At 67.4% G+C, this 12,719-nt stretch carries 14 protein-coding genes; 9 read left to right on the top strand and 5 right to left on the bottom strand.

Annotated features, from left to right (window positions below):
* Positions 1 to 91: 91 nt before the first annotated feature.
* The 3 genes from AVME950_RS11025 to AVME950_RS11015 form a co-directional block, all read right to left on the bottom strand.
* Positions 92 to 1,672, bottom strand: coding sequence for an ABC transporter substrate-binding protein (locus tag AVME950_RS11025; protein WP_284429861.1), 1,581 nt, complete (start codon positions 1,670 to 1,672; stop codon positions 92 to 94).
* A gap of 261 nt (positions 1,673 to 1,933) precedes the next feature.
* Entirely contained in the window at positions 1,934 to 3,055 is a 1,122-nt protein-coding gene (locus tag AVME950_RS11020) for a porin (RefSeq protein WP_284429860.1), read from the bottom strand.
* Positions 3,056 to 3,263: 208 nt separating this feature from the next.
* Entirely contained in the window at positions 3,264 to 4,298 is a 1,035-nt protein-coding gene (locus AVME950_RS11015; protein WP_284396449.1) for a porin, read from the bottom strand.
* A 305-nt stretch (positions 4,299 to 4,603) separates the two neighbouring features.
* On the opposite strand from AVME950_RS11015, the gene coq7 reads away from it, so the two are divergent.
* Positions 4,604 to 5,221, top strand: a complete 618-nt coding sequence (gene coq7, locus AVME950_RS11010; protein WP_284429859.1) for a 2-polyprenyl-3-methyl-6-methoxy-1,4-benzoquinone monooxygenase — start codon at positions 4,604 to 4,606, stop codon at positions 5,219 to 5,221.
* A 48-nt stretch (positions 5,222 to 5,269) separates the two neighbouring features.
* On the opposite strand, the gene AVME950_RS11005 is transcribed toward coq7, so the two are convergent.
* Complete coding sequence (locus AVME950_RS11005; protein WP_284396445.1) at positions 5,270 to 5,719, bottom strand: OsmC family protein; 450 nt, start codon at positions 5,717 to 5,719, stop codon at positions 5,270 to 5,272.
* A 306-nt stretch (positions 5,720 to 6,025) separates the two neighbouring features.
* Between AVME950_RS11005 and ilvA the strand changes: the two genes are divergently transcribed.
* From ilvA to AVME950_RS10990, 3 genes are all read left to right on the top strand, one after another.
* On the top strand, positions 6,026 to 7,591 hold the full coding sequence (ilvA, locus tag AVME950_RS11000; RefSeq protein ID WP_284429858.1) for a threonine ammonia-lyase, biosynthetic: 1,566 nt from the start codon (positions 6,026 to 6,028) through the stop codon (positions 7,589 to 7,591).
* A gap of 78 nt (positions 7,592 to 7,669) precedes the next feature.
* A complete protein-coding gene (cobS, locus tag AVME950_RS10995) occupies positions 7,670 to 8,482 on the top strand; it encodes an adenosylcobinamide-GDP ribazoletransferase (RefSeq protein WP_284429857.1) in 813 nt (270 codons plus the stop codon).
* A complete protein-coding gene (locus AVME950_RS10990; protein WP_284429856.1) occupies positions 8,479 to 9,063 on the top strand; it encodes a histidine phosphatase family protein in 585 nt (194 codons plus the stop codon). Before cobS ends, AVME950_RS10990 begins: the two co-directional genes overlap by 4 nt.
* Positions 9,064 to 9,147: 84 nt before the next feature.
* Here the strand turns inward: AVME950_RS10990 and AVME950_RS10985 are convergent, their stop codons facing one another.
* Positions 9,148 to 9,591 (bottom strand): general secretion pathway protein C, encoded by a 444-nt coding sequence (locus AVME950_RS10985; RefSeq protein WP_284429855.1) that lies wholly within the window; start codon positions 9,589 to 9,591, stop codon positions 9,148 to 9,150.
* A gap of 47 nt (positions 9,592 to 9,638) precedes the next feature.
* On the opposite strand from AVME950_RS10985, the gene gspG reads away from it, so the two are divergent.
* The 5 genes from gspG to gspK all read left to right on the top strand — a co-directional run bounded on the left by gspG (position 9,639) and on the right by gspK (position 12,673).
* Positions 9,639 to 10,091: a type II secretion system major pseudopilin GspG gene (gspG, locus tag AVME950_RS10980; protein WP_284396434.1), complete on the top strand. Its 453-nt coding sequence runs from the start codon at positions 9,639 to 9,641 to the stop codon at positions 10,089 to 10,091.
* 81 nt (positions 10,092 to 10,172) lie between these two features.
* A complete protein-coding gene (locus tag AVME950_RS10975) occupies positions 10,173 to 10,610 on the top strand; it encodes a prepilin-type N-terminal cleavage/methylation domain-containing protein (protein ID WP_284429854.1) in 438 nt (145 codons plus the stop codon).
* Complete coding sequence (gene gspI, locus AVME950_RS10970; protein WP_272567444.1) at positions 10,607 to 10,990, top strand: type II secretion system minor pseudopilin GspI; 384 nt, start codon at positions 10,607 to 10,609, stop codon at positions 10,988 to 10,990. Before AVME950_RS10975 ends, gspI begins: the two co-directional genes overlap by 4 nt.
* A 1-nt stretch (position 10,991) precedes the next feature.
* Positions 10,992 to 11,678: a PulJ/GspJ family protein gene (locus tag AVME950_RS10965; protein ID WP_284429853.1), complete on the top strand. Its 687-nt coding sequence runs from the start codon at positions 10,992 to 10,994 to the stop codon at positions 11,676 to 11,678.
* Positions 11,675 to 12,673, top strand: coding sequence for a type II secretion system minor pseudopilin GspK (gene gspK / locus AVME950_RS10960; RefSeq protein ID WP_284429852.1), 999 nt, complete (start codon positions 11,675 to 11,677; stop codon positions 12,671 to 12,673). The genes AVME950_RS10965 and gspK overlap by 4 nt, the downstream gene beginning before the upstream one ends.
* Positions 12,674 to 12,719 lie beyond the last annotated feature (46 nt).

Genomic DNA, 12,719 nt, shown 5'->3' with positions numbered 1-12,719 from the left:
GCAGGGGGATGGGCCATCGCCGCGAATACCCCCCGGCCGGCAGTTGGGCAAGCGCCAGGCCGGGTTGGCAGCCTGGGCAGGATCGCGTGCATCAATTGATCTTGACCGTGCGCATGTCCACGCGGTTGTCGGCCCGGTGAACCACGTCCACCGTCTTTTTCATGGCCCAGGGAATGATCTGGTCGTACAGCGGAATGTGCGAAACCGTGTCGTTGGACAGCTGCAGCGCCTCGGTCAGCATGCGCGAGCGCACCGGTGCATCCGTCTCCGCCTTGATGCGGTCCACGAGGTAGTCCATGCGCTCGTTGCTGTAGCGGCCCACGTTGTAGTTGCCGTCGCCGCCCGTGCCGACGGTGCGCACCAGCGACTGCAGGCTGTAGAGCGCGTCGAACGTCGGCACGCCCCAGCCGAGCATGTAGATGCTGGCCTCGCTGCGCTGGATCATCGGAAAGTACGTCACCTGCGGCAGCGTGCGCAGCTTGGCTTTCACGCCGATGCGCGCCCACATGGCCGTCACGGCCTGGCAGATGGCCTCGTCGTTGATGTAGCGGTTGTTGGGGCAGGCGAAGTCCACCTCGAAGCCGTCGGCGTAGCCGGCGTCCGCCATGAGCTTCTTCGCGGCCTCGACGTCATAGGGCATGCGCTTGCCTACCGCTTCGGTCCAGCCCGCGACCTGGGGCGCCACCAGCGTGCCGGTCGGTTTGCCCAGGCCGCGCATGATGCTGCGGGTGAGCGTGTTCACATCGACGGCCTGATAGAGCGCACGGCGCACGCGCACGTCCTTGAACGGGTTCTTGCCCTTCACGCTGGAGCCCACCAGTTCCTCGCGGAACTGGTCCATGCCGAGAAAGATGGTGCGGTTCTCCACGCCATCGACCACCTTCAGGTCGGCGCCGGAGCGCAGCCGTGCCAGGTCCTGCGGGGAGGGATCGAGCACCATGTCCACCTCGCCGGAGAGCAGGGCCGCCACGCGCGTGGACGCGGATTTGATGGGCGTGTAGATGATCTCCGTCACGTTGCCTTCCATCGTGCCCCACCAGTTCGGGTTGCGCTTGAACACCATGCGCACGTCCGGCTGCCAGGACTCGAGGGTGTACGGCCCCGTGCCCATGGCATTGCGGTGCGCGAAGTTCTCGTCGGTGCCCTTGATGTCCTTGGGCTCCACGGACTTGTTCTTTTCGGCCCAGGCCTTGCTCATGATGCGCAGCTCGGTCAGCTGGCGCAGCAGCACGGGATTGGGCGACTTGAGGAAGATGTCGAACGTCTGGGCATCGACCTTCACGATCCGGTCGAAACCTTGTACGAACGGCGTGTAGTTGGAGGTCTTGGCCATGGCCCGGGAGAGCGAATACACCGCATCGTCGGCCGTGAACGCCGAGCCGTCATGGAACTTGACGCCCTGCCGCAGCGTGAAGCGCACCTGCGTGGGGCTCACCTCGCGCCACGCAGTCGCCAGCACGGGTTCGATCTCGAAGGTGCGGCTGTTGTAGTACGTCAGCGTTTCGTACACGTTCGCGTGCAGCCCGTTCTGCAGGGCATTGTTCTGCGAATGGATGTCCCAGGTGGAGATTTCGCCTTGGCTGGCCCATTTGAACGTCTTGGAATGAGCCAGGGGCGACGCGAGGATCGCACAGGCGGCAGCGCCCGAAACAATGGCAGTGATGAGCTTCATGGAACCCTCTTGGATAAAGCGTGGAACATGCCGCTTCCTTTTTGAGGAATGCGGAAGGTCGCTGGAAGCCGGGGTCTGGCCGGCCCAGGATCTGGCATGAGCGGGAAACCCATGCAAGGAAGGTGCCAGTCCCCGCCCTGCGCGGATCGGCGCTGGCGGGCCACCCGGCCCTTCGTGTGCACTCCGTGCAGACAGCCTCTTTCGAAGAGACTGGCGTTCGCATCGATGAACGGCTGCGCCTCGGCGCGCAGCCAGTGCCCGTCAGAAGCGGTGACGCAGGCCGATCGTGTAGCCCGTGCGGCTCTTGGCGCCATTGACCTGGCCCGCCGCGTTGCTCAGGCTGATCTGGTCGCCCTTGAGCTTGGTGTGGTCGAGTTCGAGGTACGCGTCAGTGCGTTTGGAGAACGCGTAGTCGAAGGCCATCGTGAAGAAGTCCGCCTTGCCCTTGGCGGCCGCCGTGCTGCCCTTCTGCTCGGCACGGAAGTAGTGCGCACCGATGTTCAACTGGGGCGTGATCTGATAACCCGCACCGATCTTGTAGATGGTTCGCTTGTTGGCAGCCAGGAAGGCCGGCCCGCCGAAGCCGCCGTTGATCGTGCCCTGCCACATGGCGCCCAGCACAGCCCGGTCGACCGCCGTGAGGCCGTCATCCACCTTGTTCTGGCCGTAGCCCGCATTGAAGTACCAATCGCCCAGGCGGTAGGAGCCACCGACGGTCCAGGCATCGACCTTCTTGCCCGAAGCGAACTCGTAGTTCTGGTACCCCAGGCCAGCAGCCAGGCCGCCCGCTGCATAGCGCAGGTAGCCCCCGGCCGTCTTGCCACCGGTGGGGCTCTTCTCATCGAACGAATACTGCAATGCGCCCCGCCATGGACCGACCTCGGCCATGTACTTGAGCATGTTGTCGGCCCGCGCGCCCAGTGCGAAACCGATTTCCGGCTTGTACACGTCCATGTAGGGCGAATAGGGATAGGAGGCGTAGGTGCTCGTGACCAGGTCGAACAGGATGTTGTATTGACGGCCCATGGTCAGCCGTCCGAAGCCTCCCTGCACACCCACCCAGGACTGCTGGAAATAAGGCGTCGCCGGGGTTCCCGTGTCTGCCCCGAATCGGTTCTCCAGATTGACCAGGGCCTTCAGACCACCGCCCAGGTCCTCGGTCACATTGATGCCCCAACGGCTTTGAGACATGCCGCCGCCCACCATCTGGTTCAGCGAGCCCCCGGGACTGCCGGCCGGGCCTTCGTTGTTCGTGTGGCGATATGCCATATCCACAATACCGTACAGCTGCACGCTACTGGTATTGGCCTGGGCGAAAAGCAATGGCGAGGCCACACCCAACGCTGCAGCAGCGATGGTCTTTGTCACAAACGAAGTACGCATGTGTTGTCTCTTTCTGCTTGGAATAAGGGAAATTCATTTTAGAAATCCCGGTTTTTGCAGAACAGAGCGTATGGCAGCATACCCACAGGCGTTTTCCCTAGTTTTTTGTTACATACGCGACACAGGGGACACCAATGCAAAAAGCCGCCGACCCGAAGGTCGGCGGCTTTTTTCTTCTCAAGAACCGCTGACTTGCGTCAGCACCCTATTAGAAGGAGTGGCGGATACCAACTTGGTAGCCGTTGACGTTCTCGCCAGGCAGAGCGGTAGCGCCGGTCAGGCCGTTGCTGGCCAGAACGCGCGTCGCGCCGCCCTTGTTTTGCATGTGAGCGATCGTGCCGTACACAGCGGTGCGCTTGGACAGGTCATACACGTAGCCCAGAGCCAGCACGCGGGAATCGGCGCTGCTGTTCTTCAGGTCCAGGTTCGCGAACGAAGCCTTCACCGTGCCAGGACCGACAGGAGCGGTCAGGCCGATCAGGTACGTGCTGTACTTCGTTTGCACAGCAGCGTTGTTCTTTTCTTGGTGCCAGATGAAGATTGGCTTCACGACGCCCAGATCGTACGAACCAGCGATGGAGTACGTGGTCACGTCTTGGGGAGCCGTAGCGCCGCGCAGCTTGTCAGCTGCCAGGGTCACGCTCAGAGGACCGTTTTCGTAGCCACCGGCCAGGCCGAGGTAGTTGCCAGCCTTGTCGTAGGCAGCGTTGGAAGGCGTTTCGCCGAAAGCGTAGTGCACGGTACCGAAGAAGCCACCCAGGTTGCCAGGGGTGCGGTAGCTCACGCCGTTGCCGATACGGAAAGGTTGACCGCCGATGCCGAAGCCCAGGAAGTTACCCACGCCGACTTGGCCGAACGGATCGTACGAGCTGGGCTTGTCGTAGCCAGCCGTCAGTTCACGACCCAGACGAACTTCACCGAAGTTGCCCATCAGGCTGACCGTGGAACGGCGCTTGAATTCGAAGCCAGGACCCGTAGCGCCGCCGCCAGCACCGGTGCCGGTGTCGTTCTGGATAGCGCCTTCGAGCCAGAAACCAGCCTTCAGACCGCCACCGAGGTCTTCAACGCCGCGGAAACCCAGACGGCTGGTTGCATTGCCGCTGTTGTACACGCCGGTCACGGAATTGTCGGCGGAGATGCGGCCAACGCCTGCATCAACGATACCGAACATCGTGACGGAAGATTGAGCCATTGCAGCGCCGGAAGCAGCCAGCACAGCCAGGGCAATCAGGGATTTTTTCATTGCGAGTTACTCCAAGGTTAAACGAGGGCGCCGGTTCGGGGGGCTGAGATGCACAAGCGCAGTCCGCCGGATCCCCGGGCCAACCTCCTGGTGGGGAAGTTGTCCTTATTGCAACAGAGCCACGTCCGTTTCGCAAAGGAATTCCCTCACAATTGCACCGAAAGGCCCAAATCGTTGCTGTGTTGCAACAACCCTTGGGGCGTCACGGAACTGACTTATCGCGGCGCCCAGCGGGCAAAGGATGCTCGCATTTTTGTATCCATTCGAAAATTCTGTAGCGCTTTCGAACTTCACCCGATTTTTCCATGGATCCACTTCTGACGGCGGTCGATACCGCACTGCGCACCCTCTTCGCCAAGCCCCGGGCAGGGGAGCCCTCACCGGCACGCGCCCATTCTGAAGCCAACCTCTCGCCCGCGGAAAAACGCTTGGCAGGCGCGCTCATGCGGGTGAACCACGTGGGCGAAGTGTGTGCCCAGGCACTCTACACCGGCCAGGCCGCCGTGACGCGCGATGCGCACCTGCGCGCCCACCTGCTGGAGGCGGCGCGAGAGGAAACGGATCACCTCGCCTGGACGCGCGAGCGGCTCGACGCCCTGGGCGACCGGCCGAGCCTGCTCAATCCGCTCTGGTTCGCCGGGGCGTTCGCCATCGGATGGACTGCCGCCCAGGTCAGCGACCGGGTGAGCCTGGGGTTCGTGGTGGAAACCGAGCGGCAGGTGGCGCAGCACCTGCAAAGCCATCTGGAGCGCTTGCCGGCGCAGGACCTGGCGTCCCGCTCGGTCGTGGCACGCATGAAGAGCGACGAAGAGCGGCACGCGAGCGGCGCCCTGGCCGCGGGCGGCCAGGAATTGCCGGCCCCGGTGCGCCTGCTGATGAAGGCCGCCGCCAAGTGCATGACCACGGTGGCGCACCGCATCTGAAGGAATGCCCTCGGTGCAGTGGCCGCCGTCAGCGCGCCGCCAGGCCGATCACCCCTCGACGATGTCGAAGCCCGTGGTGATCTCCGCCATCTTGCCCAGCATGATGCTGGCGGAACAGTATTTTTCGTGGCTCATGGCGATCGCACGTTCGACCGCCGCCGCAGGCAGCGCCTTGCCCGTCACGGTGAATTGCATGTGGATGCGGGTGAACACCTTGGGATCGACCGGCGCGCGTTCGGAGGTGAGCTTGACGCTGCAGCCGCGGACATCGTGCCGGCCGCGCTTGAGAATCAGCACGACGTCGTAGGCCGTGCACCCCCCCGTGCCGGCCAGGACTGTCTCCATGGGGCGCGGCGCCAGGTTCTGGCCCCCGTTGGCGGGGTTGGCAGCATCGGGCGCTCCGTCCATGGCCAAGACATGGCCGCTGCCGGTTTCGGCGATGAATCCCATACCGGACCGGGTGCCCGTGGCGCCCGTCCAGGTGACTGTGCATTCCATGTTGTTTTTCTCCATCAAAAAAAGCGAAAAACCGCGTTTCCATCCTGGGATGGTCTATCAATTTTGCTGCAACGCAGCATGGTTTGGGCTACACTTCGCACCATGCGTTGCCCGAAAGGGTGGACAGCAAGCCCAAACGGTTTGTTCGCACCCATTGTCTCCTCCATCTCCTCAAAGGATGGATTCGGCCCCGGACTTCACAGTCCGGGGCCGTTTTTTTTGCCCTGCGCACGACGGCAGCAGCGTCGGGCCACCGCCTATGATGGCGGCCCTGCCCGCGACCGGCGCGGCAACGATCCGCACGACATGACCCAGCACCTCACGCCCCTGGACTACCTGAAGAAGATCCTCACGGCCCGCGTTTACGACGTGGCGGTCGAATCGGCCCTGGAACCCGCCAAGGCGCTGAGCCGCCGGCTCCACAACCAGGTACTGCTCAAGCGTGAGGACCAGCAGCCGGTGTTCAGCTTCAAGCTGCGGGGCGCGTACAACAAGATGGCGCACCTGTCGCCCGAGCAGTTGCAAAAGGGCGTGATCTGCGCCTCGGCTGGCAACCATGCCCAAGGCGTGGCGATGAGCGCGCACAAGCTGGGGACCCGCGCCGTCGTCGTCATGCCGACGACCACGCCCCAGCTCAAGGTGGATGCCGTCCGGACGCTGGGCGGCGAGGTCGTGCTGCACGGCGACAGCTATTCCGACGCCTATGAGCACGCGGCACAGCTGCAGGCGGCCCAGGGCCTGACCTTCGTACACCCCTTCGACGATTCCGACGTGATCGCCGGCCAAGGCACGATCGCCATGGAAATCCTGCGCCAGCTGCAGAGCCTGGGCAGCAACCGGCTCGATGCCGTGTTCGTCGCCATCGGCGGCGGCGGGCTGGTGAGCGGCGTGGCCAACTACATCAAGGCAGTGCGCCCCGAGATCCGCGTGATCGGAGTGCAGATGAACGATTCCGACGCCATGGCGCAATCCGTGGCGTCCGGCAGCCGGGTCACACTGGCCGACGTGGGCCTGTTCTCCGACGGCACGGCCGTCAAGCTGGTGGGCGAGGAGACCTTCCGCGTGGCCAAGGGCCTGGTGGACGAATTCATGACCGTGGACACCGACGCCGTGTGCGCCGCGATCAAGGACATCTTCGTGGACACGCGCAGCATCGTGGAGCCGGCCGGCGCCCTGGCCGTGGCCGCCATCAAGCAGTACGTGGATACGCACAAGACGCGGGGCGAGACCTACGCGGCCATCCTGTGCGGCGCCAACATGAATTTCGACCGCCTGCGCTTCGTGGCCGAGCGCGCCGAGGTGGGCGAGGAACGCGAAGCCCTGCTGGCGGTCACCATTCCGGAAGAGCGCGGCAGCTTCAAGCGGTTCTGCGAGGTGGTGGGGGAACTGCCCGGCGGCCCGCGCAACGTGACCGAGTTCAACTACCGCATCAGCGACGCCGCGCGCGCCCACGTGTTCGTGGGCCTGACCACGCACGGCAAGGGCGAGTCGGAAAAGATCGCCCGCAACTTCCAGCGCCACGGGTTCGAGGCGCTCGACCTCACGCATGACGAACTGGCCAAGGAGCACCTGCGCCACCTGGTGGGCGGCCGCTCGGCGCTCGCGCAGGAGGAGCGGCTGCTGCGCTTCGTCTTCCCTGAGCGGCCGGGGGCGCTGTTCAAGTTCCTGAGCCTGATGCAGCCGAGCTGGAACATCAGCCTGTTCCACTACCGCAACCAGGGCGCCGACTACGGGCGCATTCTGGTGGGCATGCAGGTGCCGCCGGGCGATGCGGCGGCGTTCGACGCTTTCCTGGCCACACTGGGCTACCCGTACGTGGAAGAAACGCTGAACCCGGCTTACCAGTTGTTCCTGCAGGCCGGGCGCGCCTAGCCCGAAGGCTTGGCACCAAAACGGCCTCCAGCGCAATTAATACTAGGGCATATAGCTATTTATTTGATAGCAAACAGCATGCAGGCGCTTCGCCACTATCTGCTGGCCGTGCAGTTCTTCACCCGGATTCCCGTCACCGGCCGGACCGCGGCCTGGGTGGGCTACAGCCCGGCCCTGCTGCGCGCCAGTGCCGGACATCTGCCGGGCGTGGGCTGGCTGGTGGCGGCGGTCGCGGTGGCGGTGCATGCCGCGCTCGCGTGGGCGCTGGGGCCCCAGCCCGCGGCGCCCTGGGTGTGTGCGGTGTTCAGCACCGTGGCCACCGTGCTGGTCACGGGGGGGTTCCACGAAGACGGCCTGGCCGACGTGGCCGATGGCCTGGGCGGCAGCCTGCAGCGCGAGCGGGCGCTGGAGATCATGAAGGATTCGCGCATCGGCGCCTTCGGGGCCATGGCGCTGGTGCTGGTGCTGGCCGCCAAGCTGGCCTTGCTGGCGCTCTTGGGCGCCGGCGGCCTGGGCGTGGTGTTGCCGGCGCTGGCCGCAGCGCATGTGCTGTCGCGCTTTTGGCCCCTGGTGCTGGTGCGCACCCTGGCCCATGTGGGCGACACGGCCACCTCCAAGAGCAAGCCGCTGGCGGACCAGATCAGCGGGCGCTCGCTGGCCACCGCGCTTTTGTGGTCGATCGGGTCTCTGGCGCTGATGGGCTATGCGCTGGGCATTGCGGTATGGATAGCGTCCCTCGCGGCCAGCGCCCTGGCCGCGCTGGGCATGCGCCGCTGGTTCGCGCGGCGGCTGGGCGGCTTCACGGGCGACTGCCTGGGGGCCACGCAGCAGATCGGCGAAATTGCCATCTACCTGGCCACCGCCGTCGCGCTGGGGCCTGGCCTGCGGTGACGCAGCGGCGCCTGTGGCTGGTGCGGCATGCGCTGCCGCTGGTGGCGCCGGGCGTGTGCTACGGCGCGCTCGACGTGCCCGCCGACCCTGCCGCGACGGCCGATGCCGCCCGCCGACTGGCCCACGCGCTGCCCGGCACGCTCGCGGACATGCGCCACTCGCCGCTACAAAGATGTGAGCAGCTTGCGCAGGCCCTGATGGCGCTGAAGGCCGATTCGGCCAGCGAGCCCGATGCCCGCCTCGCCGAGATGGATTTCGGCACCTGGGAAGGCCGCGCCTGGGACGCCATTGCCCGGGCCGACATCGATGCGTGGACGTCGGATTTCGGCGCCCCCCGCGCCAGCGGCGGCGACAGCCTGGCCGCGATGCTGCTGCGCGTGGACGCAGCGCTGGCAGAGGCACGCCGGTTGTCCCACGACCGGGATGGCGATGTGCTGTGGATCACCCACGCGGGGGTGGCGCGCTGCGTACAGTGGCTGCAGGCCCGGCCCGGGCGCCTGCCGCGGGCCGACGAATGGCCGGTGGCCGCACCGGCCTATGGGGAATGGACCACGGTGCCGCTGGACGAGCCAGCGCACTGAACGCGTCGGAGACAGCGGCTTTCGCCCCACCTGAAACAGGTGTCTTTCTTTGTGCCGCACACCCCGCGTGCGGCCCCCGAACCGCTACCGTTTTTCTGGAATTTCCAGCGTGACCGTGGCCGCGCCGTCGTGCGACGGCCCCAGCCGCGCCTGGCGGCGGCCCAGGGCCTGCAGCACCAGCCCTTCGGCCACCGTGGCCCCGACGCGAAACGGCTTGGCCGGCTGGTTGTCCACGGCGATCAAGGCCGCGCCGCCACCGCTGGACGTGCCCGCCAGCACGCCCACCAGCGCGAACCGGCTGGGTTCGCGCACTGCCGGCGCCGACGGCGCGGCGGGCCCTGCCCCGAGCAGCCGCGCCAGGGCCTGGGCGTCGGGTGCCAGGGGCGCGGGCGCTGCCGCCGCCACACCCGGGCCCGCAGGCCGGGCCGAGAGGCGCAGGCCCCAATAGACCACGCTGGCGCCCGCCAATGCCCACAGGGCCATCGTGCCCAGGCGCACGCCCCACCTGCCGTATGTGTTTGTCACCATCGCACGATTATGATTGACCGCATCTGCCCTATCCGAGTCGCCCCTCAGTGAATTCACACGCTTTCTCCCTTGCCCGCACCGCACGCCGCCGCCTGGCGGCCGGTTTCACCCTGATCGAACTGATGGTGGTGCTGGTGATCATCGGCGTGCTCGCTGCGCTGATCGTGCCCAACGTGCTCGACCGCGCCGACGACGCCCGCAGCACGGCGGCACGCACCGACATCACCAACATCGTGCAGGCCCTGAAGCTGTACCGGCTGGACAACCAGCGCTATCCCACGGCCGAGCAGGGCCTGCAGGCGCTCATCGCCAAGCCCACCTCGGGCCCCGCGCCCGGCAACTGGCGCCCCTACCTCGAGAAGCTGCCCAACGACCCCTGGGGCCGCCCCTACCAGTACCTCAGCCCCGGCATCAAGGGCGAGGTCGATGTGATGTCGTTCGGGGCCGATGGCCAGTCCGGCGGCGAGGGCAAGGATGCGGACATCGGCAGCTGGCAGTGACGGCTGCGCCACGGGGCCCCGGCTTGCGGCCGCCGCCCGCATGAACGCGCCGGCCCCCGCCCCTGTGGCGATCGACGTCCTGTGACCCCGAATCCTTTCCGCCGCGCCCGGGGCTTCACCCTGTTCGAGCTGCTGGTGGTGGTTTCGATCATCGCGCTGGCCACGGCCGGCGTGGGCTTTGCGCTGCGCGACAACGGCCAGACGCTGCTGGACCGCGAGGGCGAACGGCTCTCGGCGCTGCTGGAGGCGGCACGCGCGCAATCGCGGGCATCCGGCGCCACCGTGCGCTGGCGCGCGTTCGCGGGCGGCTTTCGCTTCGAAGGGCTGCCGGGCAATCCGTCGGCCGGCGCCTGGCTGAACCCCGGCACGCAGGTGCTGGGGCCGGGCCTGCTGCAGCTCGGGCCGGAGCCGCTCATCGGCCCGCAGCAGGTCGTGCTGGCCAACCAGGGCCACCCGGGGCGCGCGGTGCGCGTGGTCACCGACGGGCTGCGGCCCTTCGCCGTGGAGCCCGCGCCATGACCGGCCGCCCCGGCGGGCCGCGCCGGCCGCGCGAGCGCGGCTTCACGCTGGTCGAGGTGATGGTGGCGCTGGCCATCGTGGCGATCGCGCTCATGGCGGGGCTGCAGGCCACGTCGGCCCTCACGCGCAATGCCGCGCGGCAGACCGACGTGCTGCTGGCCCACCTGTGCGCCGAGAACGAACTCGTGAAGGTGCGCCTGTCGCGCCAGATGCCGGCCATCGGCGACAGCACGCTGGCCTGCGAGCAGGCCGGGCGCCGCTACGACGTCACGCTGGTCGTGCGGCCCACGCCCAACCCGCAGTTCCGCCGGGTCGATGCCCAGGTGTCCGACGGGCAGAACTCCGTGCTGCGCCTGTCCACCATCGTGGGGAGGTACTGACATGCGCCGCCCGAACCGGCTTTCGCGCGGCTTCACGCTGATCGAGCTGCTCGTGGCCATCGCCATCATGGCGATCCTGGCGATCATGAGCTGGCGCGGGCTCGACGGCATGGTGCGCGCGCAGGAGCAGACGCGGGAGCGAGCCGACGGCCTGCTCGTCATCCAGGCGGCGCTCGCCCAGTGGGGCACCGACCTGGATGCGCTGCAGGCCATCGACCAGACCGAGCCGCTCGACTGGGACGGCCAGGTGCTGCGCATGACGCGCCGCAGCAGCGCCGAGCCCGACGAAGGCCCGGTGGTCGTGGCCTGGACCCGGCGCAACGTGAACGGCATCGACCAGTGGCTGCGCTGGCAGTCGCCGCCGGTGCGCACGCGGGCGCAATGGCGCGAGGCCTGGCAGCGCGCGGCGCAATGGGCCCGCACGCCGGGCGAGGCCGAGCGGCGCACCGAGACCGTGCTCATGCCGCTGGTGAACTGGCAGATCTATTACTACCGCGACGGGGCCTGGTACAACGCCCTGTCCAGCAGCGAGACGACCGCCAACCTGCCGCAATCGCAGGGCCCGACGGCGGCCACCAACATCCCCGAAGGCGTGCGCCTGCAGTTAACGCTGCCACCCGGCCGCGCGCTGGCGGGCACGCTCACCCGCGACTGGGTCAACCCGGTGAACGGCGGAGGCAAGACATGACCCGCGCCCGCCGCACACTGCCCCGCCGCCCCGCCGCACGCGGCGCGGCGCTGCTGGCCGCCATGCTCACGGTGACGCTGGTGGCCACGTTCGCGGCCGCGGCCATGTGGCAGCAGTGGCGCGCGGTCGAGGTGGAGACCGCCGAGCGCGCACGCGCGCAGTCGGCCTGGATCCTGGCCGGCGCGCTCGACTGGTCGCGGCTCATCCTGCGCGAGGACGCCGCCGCGCGCGACAGCGACGGCACCGACCACCTGGCCGAGCCCTGGGCGGTGCCGCTGGAAGAAGCGCGCCTGTCCACCTTCCTCGCGGCGGACCGCAACGTGAGCCAGCCCGAGGATGCGAGCACCGACACGGCCGATGCCTTCCTGTCCGGCCGGATCATCGACCTGCAGTCGCGCCTGAACCTCTTCAACCTGGTGGACGGCAATGCCGTGCAGGAAATCCCCCTGCGCCAGTTCACCCGCCTTTTCGAGCAGCTCGGCCTGCCGCGCCAGCAGCTGAACCTGCTGGCCGACGGGTTGCGCCAGGCCAAGGCCACGGGCGGCGATGCGGGCAACGCGCCCCTGATGCCTCGCACTTTGTCGCAGCTGTCCTGGCTGGGCGTGGACGCCGCTACCATCGCGGCGCTGGAGCCCTACGCCACCGTGCTGCCGCGCAGCACGCGGGTGAACCTGAACACGGCCAGCGCCCAGGTGCTGCAGGCCAGCATCGAGGGGCTGGACATGGCCGGCGCGCAGCAACTGGTGCAGGCGCGCGAGGCCCGGCACTTTCGCAACGAGGAAGACGCGCGCAAGCTGCTGAGCGGCTCGGCGCAGATGGACACCACCACGCACACCGTCTCCTCGTCGTACTACGAAGTGCTTGGCCGGCTGCGGCTGGGAAGCACCGTGGTGCAGGAACGCTCCCTGGTCTACAAGGCCGGCCGCGAAGCCCGCACGCTGTGGCGCGAACGCGGGGTCTTCGCGCGCAACGACGCCGCCACGGCCACCCGCTGACCCCGGCCGCGCGATCCGTCATGCCACGCCCCTAAAATGGCCCGCG

Source organism: Acidovorax sp. SUPP950, assembly GCF_030158935.1.
GTDB lineage: Bacteria > Pseudomonadota > Gammaproteobacteria > Burkholderiales > Burkholderiaceae_C > Paracidovorax.
The sequence above is the reverse complement of the archived record's forward strand: the minus strand, read 5'-3'. Positions and strand labels throughout refer to the sequence as shown.

Bases quoted from the DNA above. Each gene is read 5' to 3' on its own strand.
- AVME950_RS11025 (WP_284429861.1), bottom strand. From the start codon at position 1,672: ATGAAGCTCATCACTGCCATTGTTTCGGGCGCTGCCGCCTGTGCGATC.
- AVME950_RS11020 (WP_284429860.1), bottom strand. From the start codon at position 3,055: ATGCGTACTTCGTTTGTGACAAAGACCATCGCTGCTGCAGCGTTGGGT.
- AVME950_RS11015 (WP_284396449.1), bottom strand. From the start codon at position 4,298: ATGAAAAAATCCCTGATTGCCCTGGCTGTGCTGGCTGCTTCCGGCGCT.
- coq7 (WP_284429859.1), top strand. From the start codon at position 4,604: ATGGATCCACTTCTGACGGCGGTCGATACCGCACTGCGCACCCTCTTC.
- AVME950_RS11005 (WP_284396445.1), bottom strand. From the start codon at position 5,719: ATGGAATGCACAGTCACCTGGACGGGCGCCACGGGCACCCGGTCCGGT.
- ilvA (WP_284429858.1), top strand. From the start codon at position 6,026: ATGACCCAGCACCTCACGCCCCTGGACTACCTGAAGAAGATCCTCACG.
- cobS (WP_284429857.1), top strand. From the start codon at position 7,670: ATGCAGGCGCTTCGCCACTATCTGCTGGCCGTGCAGTTCTTCACCCGG.
- AVME950_RS10985 (WP_284429855.1), bottom strand. From the start codon at position 9,591: ATGGTGACAAACACATACGGCAGGTGGGGCGTGCGCCTGGGCACGATG.
- gspI (WP_272567444.1), top strand. From the start codon at position 10,607: ATGACCGGCCGCCCCGGCGGGCCGCGCCGGCCGCGCGAGCGCGGCTTC.
- AVME950_RS10965 (WP_284429853.1), top strand. From the start codon at position 10,992: ATGCGCCGCCCGAACCGGCTTTCGCGCGGCTTCACGCTGATCGAGCTG.
- gspK (WP_284429852.1), top strand. From the start codon at position 11,675: ATGACCCGCGCCCGCCGCACACTGCCCCGCCGCCCCGCCGCACGCGGC.